The following is a 24,103-nucleotide window of genomic DNA, read 5'->3' as shown; positions in this document are numbered from 1 at the left end:
CTCTTCGGGGCGGAGCAAGATGGGGCGGAACCAGACGGATGCTCATTGAAATCGGGCGGCCTGTGCGGCGGTGATGAACGGGCGCAGGCGTAATCTCATTGCGATCGCGGCGATCCAGGCGACGGGGCTTGCGGCCGTGGCGGCGTTGCCGTCCGGGCAGTCCGCCGGAGGGCTGGCGGTTTTGGCGGCGGCCGGGGCGGCGACCCTGTGGCTGGCGTCGCGTCTTGGCCGCGACGAGGCGGAGGCCGCGCGAAGGCTGCAAGGGCAGATGGCCTCGCTCCGTGTCGAGCGCGACCGCCTCAGCCTGCTGTCCGAGGTGGCCAAGGAGAGCTCCGAGCGGTATCGCGAGTATTCCGAGGCGGCCGCCGACTGGTTCTGGGAAAGCGATGCCGAGCAGCGCTTCACCTTCTTTTCGTCCTCGTTCGACGCGGCGATGAACGTGTCGTCCGACGACCTGCTGGGCAAGCGGTCGTGGGACATCGTCAGCGAGCGCATGGAGATCGATTCCGACCAGTGGCAGGCCCACATCGCCGACCTGAGCGCCCAACGCCCATTCCGCGACTTCAAGTACTGGCTGGAGGACCGCGGCGGCCGTGCCCGCTGGATCAAGGTCAACGGACTGCCCCGTTTCGACGACGACGGCGCCTTCATCGGCTATCGCGGCACCGGCACCGACATCACGGCGGCGGTGGAGAACGCCCATCGCATGCATATGCTCAACCGCGCGGTGGAGCAGAGCCCGGTGTCCATCGTCATCACCGACCTGAAGGCCGACATCCAGTACGTCAACGGAGCCTTCCTCAAGGTCACCGGCTATTCCATGGACGAGGTGATCGGCCGCAATCCCCGCATCCTGCGATCCGAAATGACCCCGCCCGAGACCTATCACGCCATGTGGGCGGCACTGTCCATGGGCGAGAAGTGGGAAGGCGAACTGGTCAACCGGCGCAAGAACGGCGATCTTTACTGGGAACTGGCGACGATCCAGCCCATCCAGAACATCGAAGGCGAGATCACCAATTACCTGGCGGTCAAGGCCGACATCACCGAACAGAAGCATGCCGACGCCAAACTGGCGGAACTGGTGGAGGAACTGCGCCGCTCCAACGAGGAACTGGAGCAGTTCGCCTATGTGGCCTCCCACGATCTGCGCCAGCCGCTGCGCATGATCACCGCCTATCTGGGGCTGCTGGAAAAGAAGCTGGGCGCCAACTTCGACCAGGATTCCCGCGACTTCTTCGGTTTCGCCCTGGACGGGGCCAAGCGCCTGGACCGTATGATCGTCGACCTCTTGGAATACTCGCGCATCGGCCGCATCGGCGCGCCCATGGCGCCTGTGGAGCTTGCGGGGGTGGTGGCCGACGCCATCCGCCATCTGGAGGTGGCGGCGGCCGAATCCGGGGCCGAGATCACCGTGCCGGAAATCCTGCCGGCGATCTCGGGCGATGCCAACGAACTGATCCGTCTGTTCCAGAACCTGATCGGCAACGCCATCAAGTACATGCCCGCCGGCCGCGCGCCGCGTATCGAGGTGCTGTGCCGCGATGGCGGCGGCGAATGGGTGCTGGGCGTCAAGGACAACGGCATCGGCATTCCCCCCGACGACCTGAAGCGGGTGTTCGGCATCTTCCAGCGCCTGGTCGCCCGCGAGCAGTACGAAGGCACCGGCATCGGCCTGGCGGTGTGCCGCAAGATCGTCGAACGCCATGGCGGCCGCATCTGGGTCGAATCCGAACTGGGCGAGGGCAGTACCTTCCTGGCGGCCATTCCCAAGATATCGTCCAGCCCTTCATCCGGCCTTTGACCGATTGACCTCGGGCCGGGCATGGCCCACCATCCCGGCTGTTCAACAACGGGAGGGGCGTTGCCCATGGTTTCCGAGATTTTCGCCGATGGCGTCGGCCGGGTCGATTTCGTCAGTGGTGTGGTCCGCATCGAACTGGTGTCGCTGGAACCCACCGAATCCGGCCAGGGCAAGATGGAGGTCCGCCAGCGTATCGCCATGCCGGTGGACGGCTTCCTGCACTCGCTCAACACCATGGGCGATCTGGTCACCAAGCTGGTGGAAGCCGGCGTGCTCAAGCGCAACGAGCCCCAGGGCGGCGCCGCGCCGGCCAAGGCGTAGCACGACGACTCGGGGCACCCCTCTCCTTCCTTTGGGAAAAGGGAGGGGCACACCCGATCACGGCGATGATGGCGCCGTTGGGCGAGGGGCGGGCATGGCCCCGCAAGGGCGGCAACCGCCGGCCGTTTCGGCGCAGCCAAAGCGCGCATTCATAATCCGGACACAAGAATGTCACACCCCGATTAAAACCAAAGTATATGCAATCTATATTTTGGCATTACAACCTAAGCATGGCCCATCTCATCGGGGCGCCGTGGTCAAGGGGCCGGGCTGGGAGATGGGCAGGGGGGGTATTGCGCCATGGGTTGCATTGTCGTGCAGGAAGACGCCAAGGCGGTCTTCCGTCTGGTCGGTCCGCTGGATGACCTGGATTTCGACCAGATCGAAATCCAGTTCGAGACCATCATCGAAAGGCCGGATGCGGTCGTGATCTTCGACTTCGCCGAACTGCAAAGCCTCAGCGCGTCACTGGTGGCGCTGCTCGGCCTGCTGCGGCTGCACGCCAGCATGGCGGGCGCCCAACTGGAACTCCGCCACCTGCGCCCCGAAGTGGAAACCTTCATCGGCAGCCACTGGAACTGAGCCGTGATGCCACAGGCCGGCTTTTGGGCAAGGTGGGGTGGGGGATAAACCACAGAGGCACAGAGACACAGAGAAGGCACAGAGGAAAAGCAAACCGGCCTGAGATCCCTCGCATACGCTCGGGATGACGGGAAGGGGGCTGCGCCGGCCCTCACTCCGCCCCTCCTGTGGGCGGGCGGAGGGAAATGAAAAATCCCCCCGCCCAGCCGGGCCGAGGGGATTTTGTGAAAAACACCGGCGGTCTGGAGGCTGCGCCCCCAGGCGGGGTACGGGGCGGCAGCCCCGGTACTCTCTTACCCCGCCAACGCCTGCTCGATCTTGTCGATGGCCGTCTGGGCGGCGCTGGCGTCGGGGCCGCCTGCCTGGGCCATGTCGGGGCGGCCGCCGCCGCCCTTGCCGCCCAGCGCCTCCGAGCCGATGCGGACCAGATCGACGGCCGAGTGCTTGCCCGTCAGGTCCTCGGTGACGCAGACCACGATGGAGGCCTTGCCGTCGGCGTCCGACACCAGGGCGATGATGCCCGAACCGATCTGCTTCTTGATCTCGTCGGCCATGCCCTTCAGGTCCTTGGCCGGCACGCCCGCCAGCACCTTGCCGGCATAGGTGATGCCGTTGACGGTCTTGGTGGCGGCACCCTGGCCGCCGCCGGTGGCCAGCTGCTTCCTGACCTCGGCCAGTTCGCGTTCCAGCTTGCGGCGGTCGTCCATCAGGCCGGCGATACGGGCGGGAAGGTCGGCGGGGGCGGCTTTCAGCGTGTCGGCGGCCTTGGACAGCAGGTCTTCCTGTCCTTGAGCCCAGGCCAGGAAGGCCGGGCCGGTCACCGCCTCGATGCGGCGCACGCCCGACGCCACGGCGCTTTCCGCCACGATCTTGAAGCCGCCGATGTCGCCGGTGCGGTTGGCGTGGGTGCCGCCGCACAGCTCGGTGGACAGATCGCCCATGGAGACCACGCGCACTTCCTCGCCGTACTTCTCGCCGAACAGGGCCATGGCGCCTGCCTTGATGGCGTCGTCGGGGGTCATGACCTTGGTGGCCACTTCGGCGTTGGCGCGGATGCGGCGGTTGACCTCGGCCTCGACGGCGCGGGCCTCCTCGGCCGACAGGGCCTTGGTGTGGGCGAAGTCGAAGCGCAGGCGCTCGGGCCCGACCTGACTGCCCTTCTGCGTCACGTGGTCGCCCAGGATGTCCCTGAGCGCGGCGTGCAGCAGGTGGGTGGCCGAGTGGTGGCCCCTGGTGGCGTCGCGGCGGATGGAATCCACGGCGAAATGGGCGTCCTCGCCCACCGCCACCGGCCCGCCCTCGACGGTGCCGAAATGGACGATCAGGTCGCCCAGCTTCTTCTGGGTGTCGGTGACGGTGATGATGGCCTTGGCCGAGGAGCCCGGCGAGCCGATGGTGATGATGCCGGTGTCGCCCATCTGGCCGCCCGACTCGCCGTAGAACGGCGTCTGGTTGGCGATGATCGCCACCTGATGGCCGGGATGGACGGCCTCGACCGCCTTGCCGTTCTCCACCAGGGCGATGATCTTGCCCTCGGCCTGCTCGGCGTCGTAGCCCAGGAACTCGCTTGCCCCCAGCTTCTCGCGCAGTTCGAACCACAGGGTCTCGGTGGCGGCCTCGCCCGAGCCGGACCACGCCTTGCGTGCCTCGGCGCGCTGGCGCTCCATGGCAAGCGCGAAGCCATCGGTATCGACGCCCAGGCCCTTGGCCTTCAGCGCGTCCTGGGTGAGGTCCAGCGGGAAGCCGTAGGTGTCGTAGAGCTTGAAGGCCACCTCGCCGGCCAGCTTGGCCCCGGCGCCCATCTTGCCCACTTCCTCGTCCAGCAGCTTCAGGCCCTTGTCCAGCGTGGCCTTGAAGCGGGTTTCCTCGAGCTTCAGGGTCTCGGTGATCAGGGCGTTGGCGCGCACCAGCTCGGGGTACGCCTCGCCCATCTGCTTGGTGAGCGCCGGGACCAGCTTGTGCAGCAGCGGCTCGGCGCAGCCCATCAGGTGGGCGTGGCGCATGGCGCGGCGCATGATGCGGCGCAGAACGTAGCCGCGCCCCTCGTTGGACGGCAGCACGCCGTCGGCGATCAGGAAGGACGAGGAGCGCAGGTGGTCGGCCACCACGCGGTGGCTGACCTTGTGCGGGCCGTCGGCATCGGTGTTGGAGGCGTCCGCCGAGGCCTCGATCAGGGCGCGCAGCAGGTCCACGTCGTAATTGTCGTGCTTGCCCTGCAGCAGGGCGGCCAGACGCTCCAGGCCCATGCCGGTGTCGATGGAGGGCTTGGGCAGCGGAATCCGCGTCTCCTTGTCCACCTGCTCGAACTGCATGAACACCAGGTTCCAGATCTCGATGAAGCGGTCGCCGTCCTGGTCGGGGCTGCCGGGCGGGCCGCCGGGGATATGGTCGCCGTGGTCGTAGAAGATTTCCGAGCACGGACCGCACGGACCCGTATCGCCCATGGCCCAGAAATTGTCCGAGGTGGGGATGCGGATGATGCGGGACTCCGGCAGGCCGGCGATCTTCTTCCAGGCGTCGGCCGCCTGGTCGTCGTCGTGATAGACGGTGACCAGCAGGCGGTTCTTGTCGATGCCGAAATCCTTGGTGATCAGGGTCCAGGCATGCTCGATGGCCAGGTCCTTGAAATAGTCGCCGAACGAGAAGTTGCCCAGCATCTCGAAGAAGGTGTGGTGGCGCGCGGTATAGCCCACGTTGTCGAGATCGTTGTGCTTGCCGCCGGCGCGCACGCACTTCTGGGCGGTTGCGGCGCGGACGTAATCGCGCTTCTCGACGCCGGTGAAGACGTTCTTGAACTGCACCATGCCGGCATTGGTGAACATCAGCGTGGGATCGTTGCGCGGCACCAGCGGGCTGGAATTCACGACGGTGTGGCCGTTCTTCTCGAAGAAGTCGAGGAATGTGCGGCGAATCTCGTTGGCGGTCTGCATGGCATCCATCGTGGGCTAGGGGGGCGGCGTAACGGGCGGTTTTAACCCGTGGGGGGACGGGCTGTCCAGGGGTGGCCCGATGCCGGGGAAGGGAGGCTGGATCAATACCTCATATGGGATTGTGGTTTTGTAAAGCACCGTGGATGGGATCGCTTGACCAGGCTCAAGGTAAAGACGCAGCGTGGCGCTTATGTATTTGTCCGTGCCCCGGTGCGGCAGGCCCTCCCCTCCCCATCCCCCTCCCGCCGTGTCGGGGCCTCCCCATTCCCCAGGAGCAACGACTTCCATGTCCGACCCCCAGCTCGACGTTCGCGCCATCCAGCCCCGCGACCGCCATCCGCAGATCTTCGGCACCTTCGAATCCCTGGCCGTGGGCGGCGCCTTCATTCTGGTCAATGACCATGACCCCAAGCCGCTCTATTATCACTTCAACGCCGAGCGGGCCGGCACCTTCGGCTGGGAATACCTGGAGGAAGGCCCCGAGGTCTGGCGGGTGCGCATCTCGCGCACTGTTTGAGTCCTTCGCTGTTTCCGTCATCCCGACGACCATCGGGAGGAGGGATCTCCGTCTGGAGCATCGGTGCCGTCTCGGAAATATCGTTCCAGAATGAGATCCCTCGCCTGTGCTCGGGATGACATATTAGGGGAGTATCCACATGATGAACCGTTTGGGGCTGGTCGCCCTGGTGCTGTGGCTGGTTTCGGCCGTCGGCCTGGGCGTGCTGTTCGTCCATGGACGGACGGAGAAGGCCCCGGACGGTCGCACCGCCGTGCTGATGAGCGGGCCCGAGCGCGAGATGGTGTTCTCCGAGATGCGCGGCCTGCTGGTGGCGGTCCGCGACATCACCGCCGCCCTGGCCGAGGGCGATACCGCCAAGGTGGGCAGGATCGCCCGGTCCATGGGCATGGGCGAGGCCCACGACAAGGCCCCCGACCTGCTGCTGAAGCTGCCGCTGGACTTCAAGCGTCTGGCCATGGGCCTGCACGGCGGCTTCGACGAGATGGCCGACGCGGCAGCCAAGGGCGAAAGCCTCTCCCAACTGAACCGCCGTCTGATCGAGCAGCTGGACCGCTGCACCACCTGCCATGCCGGGTTCCGCATCGACGTCGCGCAATAAGTGCCGTAGATTGGGCGAATGCATGCAATCGCGTTCGCCCTGACCCTGCTGCTTCTGTCGGCTCCGGCCTTGGCCGCCGGGCCGCCCCCCGCCGCCACGCCGGCCGCTCCCCCGCCGCTTCGCTGCGCCGAGGACGGGGAGGGCGGCGCCTGCGTGTGGGGCAGGGCCGAGGGCTTCGACGCCGGCGCCCTTCAGGTGCGCGGCCTGCATATCGCGCTGGCCGGCATCACCGCCCCGGGGCGCAAGGACCTGTGCGGCTCCAAATCCGCCCGGGATGAATTCGACTGCGCCCGCCCGGCCAGGAAGCGCATGGGCGAATTGCTGTCCAAGGGCGTGGCCTGCGAGATCGTCGACGTGGCCTCGGGCCAGCTATGGGGCCGCTGCAAGGTGGCGGATGGGGATCTCGGCCGCCTGCTGGTGGCGGGCGGTCTGGCCCGCGCCGCCAAGGACGGTCCCTATGCCGAGGCGCAGAAACAGGCCATCGCCGCCCGGCGCGGGTTGTGGGCCGCCGACATGGTGCTGCCGCGGGACTGGGAAACCGCCCGGCGCAAGGCCGAGGACGAGGATTAAGTCGGCTACTCGGCCCGGGTGGCGACTTTCTTGGACTTTTTCTCGCTCGCCGCCTCGGCCTTCTTCGGCTCGGCGCAGGCGGCGATGTCCATCGGCTTGCCGATGGTTTCGCTGGCCAGGGTGGCCAGTTGCTGGCCGTTGGCGGCGATGGCCTTCTCGAACAGCGGCTGGTTGATCTCGCAATAGCCCTCGGTCTCGTGCACCCGGACCGATTCCCGGTTGGTCAGCACCGTGTTGTAGCGGTCGAAGCCGGCGACGCCCTTGCCGGTGCGGGTGAAGTAGCCGCGCATGACGTTGGCGTTGACGCTCATGGTGCCGCCATGGCGATGGACGTAGCTGCTCCACTTGGCCGGAAGCGAGGGATCGTCGCCGCGGCAATTGAGGGCGGCGACCTGAAGCTGGTAGTGGAACTGGCGCAGCTGCGCCGCCTTGACCTCCTCGGGGGTGCCGCAGGTGCCTCCCAGGGCGGGCAGGGCGGCGAGGCTGAGGGCGAGGGCAAGGGCGGCGGAGCGATAGGACAAGGCGGCCATCCACGTCAGGAAAGGAGGGGCGCAGTGTGCCCTCCTGGCCATGCAAAGATCAACCGGCCTGTGCGCGCCGATGAAACGGCCGCAGATGACTGAGGAATTCCGCCGTCACCCGCGTCCAGGAAAAGCGGCCGGCATGGCGGCGGCAATCCTCGGACGGGATGGCCAGCGCGCGCAGCGCCGCCGCCCGCAGATCCTCGTCCAGCACGCCCACCGGCGCGCCGCCCACCACGTCGAGGGGACCGGTCACCGGGTAGGCGGCCACCGGCACCCCCGAGGCCAGGGCTTCGAGCATCACCAGGCCGAAGGTGTCGGTGCGCGACGGGAAGACGAAGACGTCGGCGGCGCGATAGGCGCGGGCCAATTCCTCGTCGCCGTCGACGATGCGGAAGTGGGCCTGGGTGTGGCGCTCCATCAGTTGGGCTCGGGCGGGGCCGTCGCCCACCACCACCTTGGAGCCCGGCAGGTCGAGGCCCAGGAAATCGGGCAGGTTTTTCTCCACCGCCACCCGCCCCACATACATGAAGATGGGGCGCGGCAGATCGAGGAAATCCTTGGGGCCGGGCCGGAACACCCCCGTATCGACTCCGTGCGACCAGGGAACCGCCCCGGCGAAGCCTTGGGCGCGCAGTTCCCGGTGGACCGAGGGCGACGGGCACAGCACCGCCGCCGCCGGATTGTGAAACCGCCGCATCAGGGCGTAGGGCCAGGCCAGCGGCACACCGGTGCGGGCGTGGATGTATTCCGGGAACTTGGTGTGGTAGGCGGTGGTGAAGGGCAAGTGGTGGCGCAGGCACCAGGCCCGCGCCGCCCATCCCAGCGGCCCCTCGGTGGCGATGTGGACGGCGTCGGGGGCGAATTCGTCCAGCTGGCGGGCCACCTTGCGGCCCGGCAGCAGGGCCAGGGGGATTTCAGGATAGGACGGGCAGGCCATGGTGGCAAAGGCCGAAGGCTCGATCACCCGCACCAGATGGCCGAGATCACCCAGCATGGCGGTCAGGGTGGTCAGCACCCGCACCACGCCGTTGCGCTGGGGTGTCCAGGCGTCGGTGACCAGGGCAATGCGCATGATGTTCTCCCGATGTTTGGGGAGAAGGCCTAGGCCGCGCTGCCGCCCGGCTCAAGTGACAGCTCGGTTAAACTTGCGGGCCGGCCATGGACGGGGACGGTGAGGGCGCGTATTCCTTCATCAACTTTCGTCAATATTATCGTTTGATGAATGGGGGCTCCACCCGATTGTCCCTAGCTTTATTCCAGGTAAAATCACTTATGGTTTCCACCAGGGATTCCGACGATGGGTCAGCAGGACAACAGGCGTTGCGCATTCGATGGGCTGATGAGTCTGGCCGGTGAAGCCGACCCGGCCGAGCATGCCCTGTCGGTGCTGCGCAATGCCGGTTCGTGCAGTTCGCTGCTGTCCTGCCCGCGCCGGCTGGGCTGCTCGTGGATGGCCATGATCGTGGCGACGCGGCTGTCGGAAAGCGCCATCGCGGCGGCGGAACATGACCGGGTGCTGGCTCTGTCGGCATAGTCCGTCCGGTCGGGGCGCATGATCGCCCCGTGATTCCCGCATGGAAGATGTGGTTGAGAATCACCCTCGCCGTCCCTATCATCGCCGCATGACGAATTGTGACCTTCCAACCGCCTGTCAACGCAAGTTCGCGGCAACCTCCAATTGCATCGCGTGCGGGGTTTGGGTGGATGCACTGGTCATCCTCGGCGATATCGCCCATTGCCCCGAGGATTCCACCTGCTCCCACCATGACGCCTGCGCCCGCGAAATCGCCCGTTGCGCCGGCGATCTGCACCAGGGGGCTCCGGTTCGTTCCCGTCTGGTGGACCGGCTGCGGCATCTGATTTCGCCGGTAACGGCCTTTCGTTAGTTTCTCCGGGATCGTCAAGGTCCAGCGGCATGCATGGAGGTGGACATGCGGCGAGAGGATGCGGCCGTTCTGAATATTCAGGCTGAACACTGCTCCACCGGGTGCGGCCTGCCCTGCGCCGGCTGTCCCGAGGCGGTCGCTTCGGTGAGCCGCGGCGCCCATGGCAACGATCTCAGCCGTTCCGACCATGACAATTGCTGGGTGGTGCGGATCGGCCATGCCGAAAAGCTGCGCAGCGACGATCCCTGCCTGGCCTGCTCGTTCTTTCGCAACCGGGCGCAGTTGCTGGCCGGTTGAGTGCCCATTCCCTGCGGGCAGTCCTCATATCCACAAAGCGTGTGTGGCTTTGGCTTGCGTCTGGAAGCCAGAGGCGTACATTGCGGCCGTTTCGTCAGACTTGGGAAGACGTGGCGATGATACCTCGGCATGCGGTCATCCGGTGGGGCGAGCCCCTGCTGCTTGGGGTTGGCTTCGTGGATCACGATCATTGCGAGGCGGTTGAGATGATCAACCGGCTGGCGGCGGCGGTACCGGCCGAACGGCTGGACCTCGCGCGGATATTCGCCCGGCACTGCGTCGAGCATTTCGCCCGCGAGGAGGCGATGATGGTGAAGACGGGGTTCTTCGCCCTCGATCCCCACCGCGACGAGCACCAGCGGGTGATCGCCGAACTGGACGAGGTGATCCGGGCGCTGGAAGGCGGCGAGGCCTGCGACGAATATTTCACGGTGGATCTGCCGCAATGGTTCCTGGAGCACCGGGCGACCATGGATTACGTCACCTCGGGCTATGCCCTCGACCACGGCTGGACGGATTAGCTAAAGCGGCGCCGTCGCCCGTTCCAGCCAGTCGCGCTCCGCCGGCTCAGTCAGCAGCGGCATGATCTCGCCCCTGACCCGGGCGTGATAGGCGTTCAGCCAGTCGCGCTCCGCCGCATCCAGCATCTGCGGGGCCACCAGGGCGCGGTCGATGGGCGCCAGCGTCAGGGTCTCGAAGCCCAGCAACTCGCGCTCGGCGCCTTCCGGTGGCGTGAGCGGCCTCACCAGAACCAGATTCTCGATGCGGATGCCGTAGGCGCCGGTCTTGTAATAGCCCGGCTCGACGGACAGGATCATGCCCGGCTTCAGCGCCACGGTATTGCCCACCTTGGAAATGCGCTGGGGGCCTTCATGCACCGACAGGAAACTGCCCACGCCGTGGCCGGTGCCGTGGTCGTAGTCGAGCCCGGCCGACCACAGCGGCTGGCGGGCCAGGACATCCAACTGGCTGCCCGTGGTTCCCGACGGAAAGACCGCCCGCGCCAGGGCGATGTGGCCCTTCAGCACCAGGGTGAAGTGGCGGCGCGCTTCGGCGGGCGGCTGCTCGCCGATCAGCACCGTGCGGGTGATGTCGGTGGTGCCGTCCAGGTACTGGGCGCCGGAATCCACCAGGTACAGTTCCCCCGGTCGCAGCGGCCGGTTGGTCTTGGGCGTCGAATGATAATGGACGATGGCGCCGTTGGCGCCCGCGCCGGAGATGGTGGGGAAGGACAGGCCCCGGAAGTGCAGGCCCCGGCTGCGAAACGCTTCGAGCGCATGGGCGGCGGCCATCTCGTCCACCGTGCCGCCGCGCGTCGCCTCTTCCAGCCAGGCCAGGAAGCGCGCCATGGCGACGCCGTCGCGATGGTGGGCGGCCCGGGTTCCGGCCATCTCGACACTGTTCTTGCAGGCGCGCGGCAGGGCGCAAGGGTCGGCCCCCGCCTCCACCTGGGCGCCCGCCGCCCGCAGGGTCTCCCAGACCTGGAAGGGGGCCGAGGCCGAATCCAGGCGGACCCGCCTGGCCCCGCGTCCCAGATGGCGGAGCGCCGCTTCGAACCGGTCCGGATCCTCGACCCTGACGGACTCGCCCCAGGCGGCGCGAATGGCTCCGGCGATGCGGTGCTCCGCCATGAACAGGTCCACCGAGGAATCGGCGTGCAGGATGGCGAAGCACAGCGGCAGCGGCGTGAAGGCCACGTCGCCGGCCCGGATGTTCAGCAGCCAGGCCACGGATTCCGGCGCGCTGAGGATGGCGGCGTCCAGCCGGTCCGCCTTCAACTGGGCGGCGATGTCCTGGCGCTTGTCGGCGACGGAGCGGCCGGCGAAATCCTCGGAATGGGCGGTTAGCGGACTGGCGGGCGGCTCCGGCCGGTCGGTCCAGACGCAATCGAGGGGATTGTCGGCACAGGGAACCAGCGAAGCCCCCACCCGTTCGCAGGCGCCGGTCAGGATCTGGACCTGATCCCAGGTGTGCAGCCAGGGGTCGAAGCCCAGGCGGTCGCCCTTGCCCAGCACCTCGCCCAGCCAGCGCTGGGGCGGGTGATCGATCAGGTGCTGGGGGGTGAACAGGGTGGTGTCGACCTCGTTCCTGACCTGCAGGGTATAGCGGCCGTCCACGAACACCGCCGCCTGTTTCTCCAGCACGACGGCCGCCCCCGCCGAGCCGGTGAAGCCGGTCAGCCAGCCCAGGCGCTGAGCCGAGGGGGGCACGTACTCTCCCTGGTGCTGATCGGCGCGCGGAATCACGAATCCGTTCAGGTTGCGGCGTTGCAGTTCCTGTCGCAACAGGGCGAGGCGGTCGGCGGACGAGGCCGGGGAGGGCTGGCGGGTCATGACGGAAACTTAGCTCATAAGGCGGAAGTCAGGGAGGGGGGAAATTGGAACAGCTAGGGTCTGAAAAATACGGAATATGCAAAGTCCATGTTTACTGCGATGCAACATAAGTATTGCATACGGTGAATACCCTAGACGTAAGGAGGGTTGCCTAAGTAAGACCTTTATCGGCCATGGAAAAATATGTACCATGTATAGTAATTTTGGATGGACATCTGTTGTGTTCAAGCTCTCCGGGTGAGACGACATGGGAGCGCAGGAGGCGGTGCCGGCCATTGAACCGGGCGGTGCCATAACCGCAAGGGAGCCGGGGGGCAAGCGATGCCGCAGCGTGGCGGCCGTCGCCATTCTGGCGTTGACGGATATCCTGGAGGAATCCGCCGTCGACGGCACGGTCACCATGGACGACGTCCGCCGTGTCGCCAAGGCGGTGCTGGCGGCCCGCGGTCCGCTGGGCGAGCATTACGCCCTGTGGGAAGACGGCTGCGACTCGGCCTTTTCACTGCGCCGCATCGAGCAGCAGCGCACCGACTTCCTGGGCCGCATCATCACCCGGCCGTTCTCGGATTGCTTCGACGACAAGAACAGCGGCATCGAGCGCAAGCACCTGCCGCAATTCTTCGCGGCGGTGCGCATGATCATCGGCGAGGAGCCGTTCGACCTGTTGCGCAACCGGGCCAACAAGGCGGCCGAGCGTCACCGTACCGAGGACGGGCTGGTATCCTGGCCGGATTTCTATGCCGAAGACGACGTGCGCGCCGTGTTCGAGGAGGTGCTGGTCACCATGGCGCGGAGTTTCCGCCGCTTCGAGCCGCGCAAGGACTGGTTCCTGATCATCATGAATTCCAGCCCGTCCTCGGTCTCCACCGCGTCCAACGCCTTTATCCCGAAGCGCCCCGAGGACAAGGTCATGCGCGAATTCAGCGAGGCCCACATGGTGCGGCTGTTCCAGGCCCTGTTCGCCAGCTGCCGGCCCGACACCTTCTCGGCCGAGCGCAAGGCCGCCTTCATGGAGAAGTGGGGCAGCGAGCCGGAAAAGGTCTTCGGCCCGCTGTTCGTCAACCTGGCGGAACTGGCGCAGTAGCGACCATTTCCTTTACCAGTGCTTGTCCACGAACACCGCGATGAACAGCAGCAGCAGATAGGGCATGGAGGCGGCGAAGTTCCATCCCGCCCATTTGCGCGACGGGTCCTTGACCAGCACCACGTTGAAGCCCAGCAGCACGGCGCCCGCCAGCGCGGCGATGATGCCGTATGCGCTGCCCAGCAGCCCCAGCCACCAGGGCAGCAGCGACGACGCCACCAGGGCGATGCTGTTGCCCAGAATCCACCAGGCGGTGCGCTGGTTGCCCACCACCACCGGCAGCATGGGAACGCCGGCCTGGCGGTAGTCGTCGGCCAGCAGGATGGCCAGGGCCCAGAAATGGCTGGGCGTCCACAGGAACAGCACCAGGGCCAGCACCATGGGCAGCATCCACTGGGTCTGGTCCACGGCGGCCGCCCCGGCCAGGACGGCGAAGCTGCCGGCCGCGCCGCCGATGATGATGTTGGTCCAGTGGCGGCGCTTCAGCCAGACGGTGTAGATGGCCACGTAGACGAAGCCGCCCAGGAACAGGTGCAGAGCCACCACCCAGTTGAACACCGTGCTGGCCAGCGCCATGCCGGCCGCCATCAGCACGACGGCCAGGGTGAAGCCCACGGCCGGCGTGCCCGCCCCGGTGGCCATGGGCCGGCGCGAGGTACGGCGCATCAGCCGGTCGATGTCGCGGTCCCAGACATGATTGAACACCGCCGACGCCGCCGAGCCGAGGATCATGGCGAGCGTCAGCAGCAGCAACGCCACCGGGTCGACCTTGGTCGCCACGGCGCCATAGCCGGTGATCGCGGTCAGCGCGATCATCAACGCGATGCGCGGCTTCAATAGCTCGATGAATTGCCTGAACGTCAAACCCGCCTCCGCGCCCGCGGTTATTCCGCGGGTCAGGTGTATAGATGATACAGCATAAGATACACAACGATGCCGGTGATAGAAACGTAAAGCCACAGCGGCAGCGTCCAGCGGGCGATTTTCGGATGCAGGTCGAAGCGGTCCTTCAGCGCGCGCAGCAGGGTCACCGCCACCAGGGGCAGGGCCACAGCCGCCAGCACCACATGGCTGATCAGCAGTGCGTAATAGACCGGCCGCACCATGCCGGTCCCCCGGAATACGAAGATGGGGGCGGCGAAGTGATAGACCACGTAGAAGGCCAGGAACAGCGCCGATGCCCCCACCGCGCCCAGCATGGCCTTGCGGTGGCTGTCCTTGTTGCCCTTTCGGATATGGACGAAGCCCATGACCAGGAAGGCCAGCGACACCGCGTTGAGCAAAGCGGTGACATGGGGCAGGGTGGTCGCTGCGGTCATGTTCGTCCTACCAGGTCATCCAGCCGCCCAGGCGCAGCCAGATGACGGCCAGCCCCATGGTCAGCAGGGTCATGGGAATGCCGGCCCGGGCGAAATCGCCGAACGACAGGCGGCAGCCGGCGGCCTGGGCGCGCTCGGCCACGATGATGTTGGCCATGCTGCCCACCAGCAGGAAGTTGCCGGCCAGGGTGGACAAAAGGGCGAGGCCGGTGAGCGCGCCGGGGTCGGGGGTGGGCCACACCGCCAGGATCAGCATCACGGCGGGCACGTTGCCGATGGAGTTGGACGCGACCAGCGCCACCGGCAGCATGGACTTGAGATTGTCGGGGAACCAGCCGTGCTCGGCCAGCCAGTTGACCCAGTGCCGCGCCATGTCGGTGTCGGCGAAGGCGCCGGTGACCACGAACAGGCAGGCGAACAGCAAAAGCAGGTGCCAGTCCACCAGCCCGATCATCTCGCGCGAGCTCATGCGGCGGCTGGCGAGCAGCAGGGCGGCGATGACCATGGCGCCCACCTCGCGCGGCAGCGGCGCGGCGAACAGCAAGGCCAGGATGGCCAGCGCGATGCCGCCCTTGACCGCTTGCCAGCGGTTGCCCTGGGCCGGCGGATGGGAGGCGACCGGCTCCGGGACGGCGTCCAGCTCGCGCTGCCAGATCCAGGTGATGCAGTAATACACCGCCACCAGCGACAGGGCGGACGGCGCGGCGCAGGCCGCCAGGAAGTTCCAGAAATCCAGCCCGCCCACCTGGCCGATCAGGATGTTCTGGGGATTGCCGATCAGGGTGGCGGCGCTGCCGGCATTGGCGGCGCCCACCAGGCCCAGCAGATAGGGGCGGGGATCGAGGCCGCGCCGCCTGATGCCCTCGGCGATGATCGGGGTCATGGCGAAGCACACCACGTCGTTGGCCAGCACCGCCGACATTCCCCCCGAAACGGCGATGACCAGGGCGAGGAGCCGCCGGGCCGAGCCGGGTGATTCCGCCACCTTTTCCGCCACCGCGCCATAAACCCCGGCCAGCTGGAACTGGGCCGAGATGATCATCAGGGCGAACAGCAGCAAAAGGGTCGGCACGTCGATGGAGGTGCCCATGGCCTTGACGCCGACCTTGCCCGACACCAACAGCACCACCACCGCCAAGAGGGCGATGCCGGTGCGGTCGAGCTTCAGCCCCGGCACCGAGCCGATGGCCATGCCGAGATAGGTGAGGAAGAAGACGGTGACGACGAAGCTATCCATGCCTTCCCTTATGGCCTTTCAACGGAGTCGGGGCAAGCCCCGGCGATTTACTTCTTCGGCATTCTGGCCGCGATGCGGTCCATGAGCGCGCTCGGCAGGCAGCCGGCCATACGCGCCATGAGGTGCATGGGCCAGGGAAAGGCGATACGTCCGCGATTGGCCCGCAATCCGTCGGCCATGATGCGGCTGGCCCGCTCCACGTCCATCAGGAAGGGCATGGAAAAGCGGTTTACCGCCGTCATGGGCGTTTCGACGAAGCCGGGGCAGATCACCGAGATTCCGACGCCGAACGGCGCCATCTCGCCCCGCAATCCCTCGCCCCACACCCGCACGGCGGCCTTGGAGGCGCAATAGGCCGGGGCGCCGGGAAATCCGCGGAAGCTTGCCAGCGAGCTCATGATGCCGATCTGCCCTGTGCCCCGTGCCCGCATCAGGGGCAGGGCGGGCATCACGGTGTTGAACACGCCGTCCACGTTGACGGCGAAGATGGCCTTCGTCTGCGCCGCCGTTTCTCCGCCACCGCCGGTTCCCGCCGAGATGCCGGCATTGGCGATGACCAGATCCAGGGGAGAGACGGAATCCGCCGCCTGGACCCAGGCGGCGCAGGCGGCGGAATCGGTGACGTCCACCTGACGGAGGTGAACCTCGGCGCCCCTGGCCCGGCATTGCCCGGCGACCTCGTCCAGGCGCCCCCCATGGCGTCCCGACAGGTGCAGAATGGTCCCAGAGGCGGCGAAGGCCCGCGCCAGCCCCGCCCCCAGGCCCGACGACGCGCCGGTGATCAGGACGGATTTGAATCGTGTCATCCCGAGCACGGCGAGGGATCTCCGTTTGGCAGGGGGGGGCCGCGTCGGTAAAGCCGTGCCAGGCGGGGATTCCTCCTCCCGGTGGTCGTCGGAATGACAATTCCCACGGTCATCCGCCGTTCCCGTTGCCGTTCTTCTCGGCCAGCAGGGATTTGAGCGGCCCCAAGAGCGGGGGCAGATCGCGGCGGGCCGTATCGAAGACGATGGAGGGGTCCACCGAATGGTATTCGTGCACCAGGATGTTGCGCATCTCGGTCATCCTGCTCCACGGGATGTCGGGGTGGCGCTCGGCCACCTGGGAGGGGACGCGCTTGGCCGCCTCGCCGACGATCTCCAGGTTGCGGATGACGGCGTCCACCGTGCGGTCGTCGGCGACGAAGCGGCGCTCGTCCATGCCGTCGGTATAGCGCCGGATGCGCTCGATGGCCTCGATCATGTCCTCGATGCGGACCCGCCAATCCTTGAAGGTCACGTCTGTTCCACTCCCTCGCCGTAGACCGGCAGGCATTCGTCCAAAATGCGCCGTTTCAGGCGCGGCTTGATGTTGCCCGAGGTGATCAGGTCCACCGGGCGGCCCAGCAGCCCCTCCAGGGCGTGCTTCATCTCCACATAGGCGAACAGGCCGCCGGGCTTGCCGGGGTGGAAGTCCACCATCAGGTCGATGTCGGAGGTGGGGCGCGCCTCGTCCCTGACCACCGAGCCGAACAGGTACAGCGCCTTGACGCCGAAGCGCTGCATGATGTCGGGGCGCGACTGCAGGCGGCCGATCACCTCGTCGCGGGCGGCGGGCGTGCGGCGGCGCGAGATGCGCCCGGCATAGGCCTTGACCGCGTCGGCCTTGTCGGCGGGCACGCGCACCACGATCTCGATGACGTTGGGGCGGCCGCGTTCCGGCCGTCGGCGTTCCTTCATGACCAAAGGATAGTCCGCGTGACGTCCCATGGAAAGGAGCACGGTTGTTGCCTCGCCCCGGCAAGGCTATAAACCCTGCCAGACCTTACTTGAGGAGGCTTTGCCTTGACCGTCGCCAGCATGACCGGCTACGCCCGCGCCGAAGGCCGTGATTCCCAGGGGACCTGGGTGTGGGAGGGCAAGAGCGTCAACGGCCGCGGCCTCGAGCTCCGGATCAAGTCCGCCCCCGGTTACGACGGGCTGGAGGTCCACGCCCGCGAAGCGGCGGCCAAGCGGCTGAAGCGCGGCAACGTCCAGATTTCCCTCAACGTGCGGGCCGAGACCGAGCAGTCCCAGGTCCGGGTCAACGAGGCGCTGCTGGGCCAGCTGATCGCCATCTGCGAGCAGTGGCAGGCCAAGACCCACGGCATCCAGCCGGCCCGCATGGACGGGCTGCTGGGCCTCAAGGGCGTGCTGGAGCCGGTGGCCGAGGCGGCGGAAGCCGGCGACGCCGATTCGCTGCGCGCCGCCCGTGACGAGGCCATGAAGTCCTCGCTGGAAGCCATGCTCGACCAGTTGGCCGCCATGCGCCGGGTGGAAGGGGCGCGCATCGCCGCCGTCCTTGCCGCCCAGCTGGACGAGATCGCCACCCTGTCCGCCCGGGCGGGCAATTGCGCCGTGCTGCGCCCCGAAGCGGTGCGCGAGCGCCTGCGCGCCCAGGTGGCCCAGGTGCTGGAAGCCGCGCCGACCCTGCCCGAGGAGCGCATCGCCCAGGAAGTGGCGCTGATCGCCGTCAAGGCCGATGTGCGCGAGGAACTGGACCGCCTCGCCGCCCACGTGGCCGCCGCCCGCGACCTGCTGGCCCAGGGGGGCGCCGTGGGGCGCAAGCTGGATTTCCTGGCCCAGGAGTTCAACCGCGAGGCCAATACGCTGTGCTCCAAATCCTCGGACGTGGAGCTGACCCGGGTGGGGCTCGACCTCAAGGCCGTCATCGACCAGTTCAAAGAGCAGGTCCAGAACATCGAGTAGGAATGATGAGCGATACACTCCCCACCATCGGCCGCCGCGGCCTCATGCTCGTCCTGTCGTCGCCCTCGGGCGCGGGCAAGAGCACCATCTCCCGCGCCCTGCTCGAGCGCGACACGGCCATCGGCATGTCGGTCTCGGCCACCACGCGGGCGCCCCGCCCCGGCGAGGTGGACGGCAAGGACTATCACTTCGTCACCGTCGACAAGTTCCACGAGATGGTGGAAAAGCGGGAATTTCTGGAACACGCCCGCGTCTTCGACAATTTCTACGGCACCCCCAGAGGGCCGGTGGACCAGATCCTGCGCTCGGGCCGCGACGTGCTGTTCGACATCGACTGGCAGGGCACCCAGCAGATGGCCCAGAACGCCCGGGCCGATCTGGTCTCGGTGTTCATCCTGCCGCCCTCGGTGGAGGAGTTGGAGCGCCGCCTCAGGGGCCGCGCCCAGGATTCCGACGAGGTGGTGGCCAAGCGCATGGCCAAGGCCGGCGACGAGATGAGCCACTGGCCCGAATACGACTACATCGTGGTCAACGTCGAGCTGGAGAACTCCATCGCCGCCGTCCAGTCCATCCTGGCCGCCGAACGCCTGAAGCGCGACCGCCAGGTGGGCCTGCCCGACTTCGTCACCCGCCTGCGGGGCGAGGAGTAGCCGCGCGCCTTAAGCCGCCGCCCGCGCCAGGGCCTGGTCGCGGATGGGCAGGTGCACCAGGGCGGCGAAAATCCCCAGGATTGCGGTTCCGGCCCACATCACGTCGTAGGACAGGGTGGCGTCGTAGATCAGGCCGCCCAGCCACGAACCCAGGAAGCTGCCCACCTGGTGGGTGAAGAACACCAGGCCGAACAGCATGCCCAGATACCTGGGGCCGAACACGCCGGCGATCAGGCCCGAGGTGGGGGGCACGGTGGACAGCCACAACAGGCCGATGCTGGCGGCGAAGGCCAGCAGGGTCCACTCGTTCTTCGGCCCCATGACGAAGGCGAAGGTGACCACGGCGCGGCCGAGATAGATGGCCGACAGCACGTATTTGGGCCGGTACTTCTGGGACAGCTGGCCCATCATCCAGGTGCCGATCACGTTGAAGCCGCCGATGACCAGCAGGGCGGTGGCGCCCGCTCCCTTGCTCATGCCGCACAGGGCCAGATAGCCGGGCAGATGCACGCCGATGAAGGTAACCTGGAAGCCGCAGACGAAGAACCCGGCGGCCAGCAGGCGATAGCCGGGATGGTGCCAGGCCTCGCGCAGCGCCTGGCCGATGCTTTGGTGGACGATGGCGGAGGCCGGGGGCTGGGACGCCTTCTCGCCCTTGGCCAGCACCAGGGCCAGCGGAATGGAGGCCAGGGAAAAGGCCGACAGAATCCACACCGCCCGGGTGGGGCCGAACTCGCCGATCAGCCATTGGGCCAGCGGAATCATGGCCATCATGCCCAGCGACCCCAGGGCCGAGCCCATGCCCATGGCCGAGGTGCGGTGCTCGGGCTTTACTGCGCGGCCCACAGGGCCCAGCACCACGGAAAAGCTGGTGGCGGCCAGACCGAAGCCCGACACCACGCCCAGGCCGATGGTGGTCGACCAGACCCCTCCCATTCCCACCATCATCATGCCGATGCCGAAGGTCAGCGCGCCCAGGGCGGCGACCTTGGCCGCGCCGAAGCGGTCGGCGGCGGCGCCGGTGAACGGCTGAAAGAAGCCCCACATCAGGTTGTGAATGGCCACCGCCAGGGAAAAGGTGGCCAGCGGCCACTGGCGGTCCAGCGACAGCGGCCCAATCAGCAGGCCCTGGGCCTGGCGCGATCCCATGGAGACGCTCATCATCAGCGCCCCGCCGATGAAGACGAGCAGAACGGCGGGCGATAGCCATGCGGGACGGGACATGATCCGGTCAGCCTTCCAATGGTAAGACCAGAACGATGCTAATGTGCGGCGGCCCATCGGCGCAAACGAGATTTGTTCAGCCGTGTGATCAGGAAATCTAACGATCGCGCTCTAGAAATCCGGGGTCGAGGCGGCGGGCGGCGGCGGGGGAGGCGGCGGCATCCACCGGCCGGATGCGCCGTAGATCATCGCGGCGGCCATGACCAGGGCCACGGCCAGGGCGACGATTCCGCCACCTCGGGCCGGCTCGCCCGCTCCCTCCTTCACCCCGGTCAGCATGGGCAGGACGAGGTTCTGCTTTTTGATCCGGGCATAGAAGACGATGGCGCCCACATGCAGGGCGACCAGCAGGTAGACCAGCTTGGACAGCAGGTGGTGGATGGCGGTCAGGCGGTTGGACAGCGCCTTGCCGGCCAGATCGTAGAGCGGGCCGGTAAACGCGATGTCGTCGTTGGCAAACAGGCCGGTGGCCACCTGCACCGTCAGCAGGCCCAGCAGGCCGAACACCGACAGGGCGCCCAGCGGATTATGGCCCTCGCCGTGCCATTCGCCCTTGAGATAGGCCCTGATCCTGGCGGGCGTCGGGATGAAATGGGCGAAGCGGGCATAGGTCGATCCCACCACGCCCCAGACCAGCCGAAACGCCAGCAATCCCACCACCGCCAGGCCGATGCGGCCGTGCCAGGTCATCAATCCGCCGCCCAGCTGGCCGCTGAGGGAGGCGGCGACGATGGCCGCCGCCAGCGACCAGTGGAACAGGCGGGTGGGCAGGTCCCACAGGCGGAATTTCGGTTGGCTCATGGCACGCCTCGCTTGGGCCATAAACGGAACAGGCGCCCGCAAATGGGGCGCCTGCCGTGGTGAGATGTCCAGGCTTACTGCTTGATCTTGAACTCGTCGTGGCAGCCCTTGCAGGTGCCGGCCAGCTTGCCGAACTGCTCCTTGGCGGCGGCGGCATCGCCGGCGGCGGCCACCTTGGCCATCTCGTTGGCTTCCTTGTTGAAGGCGGTGGCCACCTTGCCCAGGGTTTCCTTGTTGGTCCAGATTTCCGGCTTGGCGCGGGTCTTCTCCCAGCCGGTGCCGGTGTCGGTGCCGGGCAGGTACAGCGCGCCCATGCCGGAATTGGCGATGGCCTGAATGGCGTTGGCGGCCTTGATCACCTCTTCCTTGTTATAGGCGGCGCCTTCGACGTTCATCTTGATGCGGGCCATGTTCCAGGCCATGAAGGCGTAGCCCGACTGGCGCCACTTGATGGCGTCTTCCGGCTTGATCTGGGCGCTGGCGGTGCCGGCGACGGCGACGGCGGCGAGGGTGGCGGCGGCGATCAGAAGCTTGAACGTCATGGCGAGGTCTCCGAACGGCTTTGGGGGAAGATAACTTGCAGTCAGGCTAGCTAATATAACCCCACGCGTAAATTACCGATTAGGTAACAGATTGTTTCGCCCTCATCGACAGACGAGGACGATTTTTCCCGTGGCGGCGCGGCCCTTCAACATTCCGATGGCTTCCACCGCCTGGTCGAGCTCCATGACCTTTGAGACGTGGGGAGAGAGTTTCCCCGCCGCCCACCAGTCCAGGCATTCCTGCATGGACTCGCGCACCGACTGGGGGGCGAGCTTGCGGTAGGCGCCCCAGTAATAGCCGATCACCGTGACGTTCTTGACCAGCAGGATGTTGGCGGGAATCTGCTGCACCGTACCGCCGGCGAAGCCGATGATCAGGATGCGTCCGTCGGCGGCGATCGAGCGAAGCGAGGCGTCGAACACCCCTCCTCCCACCGGGTCGTAGACCACGTCGGCGCCCCTGCCGTCGGTCAGCGCCTTGACCCGGTCGCGGATGTCCTCGGCCTTGTAGTCGATGCCGTGGTGGCAGCCGTGCTCCATGGCCACCTTGACCTTGTCCGGCCCGCCGGCGGAGCCGATCACCGTGGCGCCCATGGCGCGGCCGATCTCGACGGCGGTGAGCCCCACGCCGCCCGCCGCGCCGTGGACCACCAGGGTCTCGCCGGCCTTGAGTCCGGCCTTCTTCAGCCCGTGGTGCGAGGTGCCGTAGGCCACCGGAAAGCCGGCGGCGGTGACGAAGTCGAGGGAATCGGGCAGGACGTAGACGTCGGTCCAGGCGCACACCGCCTCCTCGGCGAAGGCGCCCCCCGTCACGGTGGCCATCACCCGGTCGCCGGGTTTGCAGTTGGTGACGCCCGGCGCCACCTCGGTGACTACGCCGGCCAGTTCCATGCCGGGCACGAAGGGCGGCTCCATCTTTTCCTGGTACTTGCCGCCGGTGATCAGGGAATCGGCGAAGTTGACGCCGGCCGCATGCACTTTGATGCGCACCCCGCCATCGATCATGGCGGGCGCGGGGAAGTCGGTGACGACCAGATCCTGGCCGAAAGCGGGGCAGACGACGGCTTTCATTAAAATTCCCCGGAATGGCGGGTTGCGGAAATATTTGTCATCCCGACGACCATCGGGAGGAGGGATCTCCGTCTGGAACAGCGTGTCCGAATAGGCCCCGCCGTTCCAGGCGGAGATCCTTCGCTTCGCTCAGGATGACAGGGAGTGGCATGGAGATGTCAGATGGAGGGGCGGCCCGGCGCATGCTTCTGGGCGGCCCAGGCACGCTTCAGGGTGGTGAACAGGACGATTTCGGTGATCTGGTCACGGGTCATGCCCGCCGACAGCTCGCCCTGGGCGAACTGGACCAGCTCCAGCGGCGCGGCGTTGGAGGCCAAAAGGTTGGTCAGCAATTCCTTGCGCACCAGCGGTGGGTATTTCAGCATTTCCCTGACCAGCGACACCTTGACCATCAGGGGGATGTTGGGGCTGACGAACAGCCGGTCGACGCACAGCGCATAGATGCCGAAATCCAGCTTGCCCGCCACGCTGCGGGTGAAGTCCAGGAACTCGTCCAGAAAGCCCGGTTCGGAGATCTTCTTTTCGATCAGCAGCTTGATCACGTCGAGGAAGGCGCGGTAGCGGGCCCGGGCGGGGCCGACATTGCCGCCCAGCTCGGCGGCCAGCTCGCGGATGCGGGCCTCGCGGAAGCCGGCGGCGATCATCGCCTCGGCCGAGCCGCGCACAGCGGTGTCGAAGGCGGTTTCCTCGATCAGCTGGAACAGCTGCTCGTATTTGGGGCGGTGGCGGGGCTTGACCTTGGAGGCGGCCACCGACAGCGGCAGCATGGCGGCCAGGGCCACCTGGGAATCGCGGGCCACGATGGCGGCCATGGACAGCGCCGCCACGTCGCCCACCGTGCCGTTCAACAGATCGTCGGTGATCACCAGCCGTTCGCCCGGCGCCAGGCTGAGATTGGTGTTGAGCGCCCCGCATTCCATGAAATGCGTCGCCAGATCGGATGGCCTGGCGGCAAGAGGATCGGCGATGGGGGCGTATGTAGTAGCCATGGTCGCATTCAGCCACAATACCGGCGGGGGAGCAAGGGTATTGGGATTCCAGCATCTTTTCCCGGCGGCGTCGAAGTGCTAGGATGGGGAATCTG

The 24,103-nt window shown here is 67.0% G+C and carries 28 protein-coding genes; 13 read left to right on the top strand and 15 right to left on the bottom strand.

From position 1 onward, the window contains the following. Window positions 1-73 precede the first annotated feature (73 nt). From WV31_RS01700 to WV31_RS01690, 3 genes are all read left to right on the top strand, one after another. Window positions 74-1,804, top strand: coding sequence for a sensor histidine kinase (locus WV31_RS01700; protein ID WP_085372049.1), 1,731 nt, complete (start codon window positions 74-76; stop codon window positions 1,802-1,804). Between the two features lie 66 nt (window positions 1,805-1,870). Beyond that, on the top strand, window positions 1,871-2,125 hold the full coding sequence (locus tag WV31_RS01695) for a hypothetical protein (RefSeq protein ID WP_085372048.1): 255 nt from the start codon (window positions 1,871-1,873) through the stop codon (window positions 2,123-2,125). 300 nt (window positions 2,126-2,425) lie between these two features. Then, entirely contained in the window at window positions 2,426-2,707 is a 282-nt protein-coding gene (locus WV31_RS01690; RefSeq protein ID WP_085372047.1) for an STAS domain-containing protein, read from the top strand. Between the two features lie 293 nt (window positions 2,708-3,000). On the opposite strand, the gene alaS is transcribed toward WV31_RS01690, so the two are convergent. Beyond that, a complete protein-coding gene (alaS, locus tag WV31_RS01685; RefSeq protein ID WP_085372046.1) occupies window positions 3,001-5,637 on the bottom strand; it encodes an alanine--tRNA ligase in 2,637 nt (878 codons plus the stop codon). A 286-nt stretch (window positions 5,638-5,923) separates the two neighbouring features. Here alaS and WV31_RS01680 point away from each other — a divergent pair, with 286 nt between their 5' ends. The 3 genes from WV31_RS01680 to WV31_RS01670 all read left to right on the top strand — a co-directional run bounded on the left by WV31_RS01680 (window position 5,924) and on the right by WV31_RS01670 (window position 7,325). Continuing rightward, window positions 5,924-6,154, top strand: a complete 231-nt coding sequence (locus tag WV31_RS01680; protein WP_085372045.1) for a DUF2249 domain-containing protein — start codon at window positions 5,924-5,926, stop codon at window positions 6,152-6,154. A 139-nt stretch (window positions 6,155-6,293) separates the two neighbouring features. Further along, window positions 6,294-6,755, top strand: coding sequence for a hypothetical protein (locus tag WV31_RS01675; protein WP_085372044.1), 462 nt, complete (start codon window positions 6,294-6,296; stop codon window positions 6,753-6,755). Between the two features lie 18 nt (window positions 6,756-6,773). Further along, complete coding sequence (locus WV31_RS01670; RefSeq protein ID WP_085372043.1) at window positions 6,774-7,325, top strand: thermonuclease family protein; 552 nt, start codon at window positions 6,774-6,776, stop codon at window positions 7,323-7,325. Between the two features lie 5 nt (window positions 7,326-7,330). Here WV31_RS01670 and WV31_RS01665 read toward each other — a convergent pair whose 3' ends face one another. Both WV31_RS01665 and WV31_RS01660 read right to left on the bottom strand, forming a co-directional pair. Further along, entirely contained in the window at window positions 7,331-7,855 is a 525-nt protein-coding gene (locus tag WV31_RS01665; RefSeq protein ID WP_085372042.1) for a heme utilization protein, read from the bottom strand. A 49-nt stretch (window positions 7,856-7,904) separates the two neighbouring features. Next, entirely contained in the window at window positions 7,905-8,921 is a 1,017-nt protein-coding gene (locus tag WV31_RS01660) for a glycosyltransferase family 4 protein (RefSeq protein WP_085372041.1), read from the bottom strand. A gap of 267 nt (window positions 8,922-9,188) precedes the next feature. Between WV31_RS01660 and WV31_RS01655 the strand changes: the two genes are divergently transcribed. The 4 genes from WV31_RS01655 to WV31_RS01640 all read left to right on the top strand — a co-directional run bounded on the left by WV31_RS01655 (window position 9,189) and on the right by WV31_RS01640 (window position 10,553). Beyond that, window positions 9,189-9,383, top strand: coding sequence for a hypothetical protein (locus WV31_RS01655; protein WP_237051441.1), 195 nt, complete (start codon window positions 9,189-9,191; stop codon window positions 9,381-9,383). A gap of 166 nt (window positions 9,384-9,549) precedes the next feature. Further along, a complete protein-coding gene (locus WV31_RS01650; protein WP_237051440.1) occupies window positions 9,550-9,735 on the top strand; it encodes a hypothetical protein in 186 nt (61 codons plus the stop codon). A 45-nt stretch (window positions 9,736-9,780) separates the two neighbouring features. Further along, on the top strand, window positions 9,781-10,032 hold the full coding sequence (locus tag WV31_RS01645) for a hypothetical protein (protein ID WP_237051439.1): 252 nt from the start codon (window positions 9,781-9,783) through the stop codon (window positions 10,030-10,032). A gap of 116 nt (window positions 10,033-10,148) precedes the next feature. Further along, complete coding sequence (locus tag WV31_RS01640; RefSeq protein WP_085372037.1) at window positions 10,149-10,553, top strand: bacteriohemerythrin; 405 nt, start codon at window positions 10,149-10,151, stop codon at window positions 10,551-10,553. Here WV31_RS01640 and WV31_RS01635 read toward each other — a convergent pair whose 3' ends face one another. Then, the gene (locus WV31_RS01635) at window positions 10,554-12,365 is read right to left on the bottom strand and encodes an aminopeptidase P family protein (RefSeq protein WP_085372036.1); all 1,812 of its coding nucleotides are present in this window, start codon (window positions 12,363-12,365) and stop codon (window positions 10,554-10,556) included. A gap of 331 nt (window positions 12,366-12,696) precedes the next feature. On the opposite strand from WV31_RS01635, the gene WV31_RS01630 reads away from it, so the two are divergent. Continuing rightward, on the top strand, window positions 12,697-13,449 hold the full coding sequence (locus WV31_RS01630) for a hypothetical protein (protein WP_237051437.1): 753 nt from the start codon (window positions 12,697-12,699) through the stop codon (window positions 13,447-13,449). 12 nt (window positions 13,450-13,461) lie between these two features. Here the strand turns inward: WV31_RS01630 and cyoE are convergent, their stop codons facing one another. The 6 genes from cyoE to WV31_RS22275 form a co-directional block, all read right to left on the bottom strand. Next, window positions 13,462-14,313 (bottom strand): heme o synthase, encoded by an 852-nt coding sequence (cyoE, locus tag WV31_RS01625; protein ID WP_085372034.1) that lies wholly within the window; start codon window positions 14,311-14,313, stop codon window positions 13,462-13,464. A 32-nt stretch (window positions 14,314-14,345) separates the two neighbouring features. Continuing rightward, window positions 14,346-14,768, bottom strand: coding sequence for a DUF420 domain-containing protein (locus WV31_RS01620; protein ID WP_085372033.1), 423 nt, complete (start codon window positions 14,766-14,768; stop codon window positions 14,346-14,348). Window positions 14,769-14,775: 7 nt separating this feature from the next. Next, the gene (locus WV31_RS01615; RefSeq protein WP_085372032.1) at window positions 14,776-16,005 is read right to left on the bottom strand and encodes an anion transporter; all 1,230 of its coding nucleotides are present in this window, start codon (window positions 16,003-16,005) and stop codon (window positions 14,776-14,778) included. 47 nt (window positions 16,006-16,052) lie between these two features. Next, window positions 16,053-16,811 (bottom strand): SDR family NAD(P)-dependent oxidoreductase, encoded by a 759-nt coding sequence (locus WV31_RS01610; protein ID WP_085372031.1) that lies wholly within the window; start codon window positions 16,809-16,811, stop codon window positions 16,053-16,055. A 109-nt stretch (window positions 16,812-16,920) separates the two neighbouring features. Next, the gene (locus WV31_RS01605; RefSeq protein ID WP_085372030.1) at window positions 16,921-17,283 is read right to left on the bottom strand and encodes a HepT-like ribonuclease domain-containing protein; all 363 of its coding nucleotides are present in this window, start codon (window positions 17,281-17,283) and stop codon (window positions 16,921-16,923) included. Then, complete coding sequence (locus WV31_RS22275) at window positions 17,280-17,723, bottom strand: nucleotidyltransferase family protein (protein ID WP_085372029.1); 444 nt, start codon at window positions 17,721-17,723, stop codon at window positions 17,280-17,282. Before WV31_RS22275 ends, WV31_RS01605 begins: the two co-directional genes overlap by 4 nt. Before the next feature lie 105 nt (window positions 17,724-17,828). Between WV31_RS22275 and WV31_RS01595 the strand changes: the two genes are divergently transcribed. Both WV31_RS01595 and gmk read left to right on the top strand, forming a co-directional pair. Continuing rightward, window positions 17,829-18,731, top strand: a complete 903-nt coding sequence (locus WV31_RS01595; protein WP_085372028.1) for a YicC/YloC family endoribonuclease — start codon at window positions 17,829-17,831, stop codon at window positions 18,729-18,731. A 5-nt stretch (window positions 18,732-18,736) separates the two neighbouring features. Further along, window positions 18,737-19,381 (top strand): guanylate kinase, encoded by a 645-nt coding sequence (gene gmk / locus WV31_RS01590; protein WP_085375420.1) that lies wholly within the window; start codon window positions 18,737-18,739, stop codon window positions 19,379-19,381. A gap of 9 nt (window positions 19,382-19,390) precedes the next feature. Here the strand turns inward: gmk and WV31_RS01585 are convergent, their stop codons facing one another. The 5 genes from WV31_RS01585 to WV31_RS01565 form a co-directional block, all read right to left on the bottom strand. Next, entirely contained in the window at window positions 19,391-20,605 is a 1,215-nt protein-coding gene (locus WV31_RS01585) for an MFS transporter (protein WP_085372027.1), read from the bottom strand. Between the two features lie 111 nt (window positions 20,606-20,716). Then, entirely contained in the window at window positions 20,717-21,406 is a 690-nt protein-coding gene (locus tag WV31_RS01580) for a cytochrome b/b6 domain-containing protein (protein WP_085372026.1), read from the bottom strand. A 74-nt stretch (window positions 21,407-21,480) separates the two neighbouring features. Continuing rightward, window positions 21,481-21,948, bottom strand: a complete 468-nt coding sequence (locus tag WV31_RS01575) for a c-type cytochrome (RefSeq protein ID WP_085372025.1) — start codon at window positions 21,946-21,948, stop codon at window positions 21,481-21,483. Window positions 21,949-22,050: 102 nt separating this feature from the next. Beyond that, window positions 22,051-23,019 carry an NADPH:quinone oxidoreductase family protein gene (locus WV31_RS01570; protein WP_085372024.1) on the bottom strand — a complete coding sequence of 323 codons (969 nt, stop codon included), beginning with the start codon at window positions 23,017-23,019 and terminating at the stop codon, window positions 22,051-22,053. 158 nt (window positions 23,020-23,177) lie between these two features. Then, window positions 23,178-24,008 (bottom strand): hypothetical protein, encoded by an 831-nt coding sequence (locus WV31_RS01565; RefSeq protein WP_085372023.1) that lies wholly within the window; start codon window positions 24,006-24,008, stop codon window positions 23,178-23,180. Between the last annotated feature and the right edge of the window lie 95 nt (window positions 24,009-24,103).

Source organism: Magnetospirillum sp. ME-1 (genome assembly GCF_002105535.1).
GTDB lineage: Bacteria > Pseudomonadota > Alphaproteobacteria > Rhodospirillales > Magnetospirillaceae > Phaeospirillum.
The sequence above is the reverse complement of the archived record's forward strand: the minus strand, read 5'-3'. Positions and strand labels throughout refer to the sequence as shown.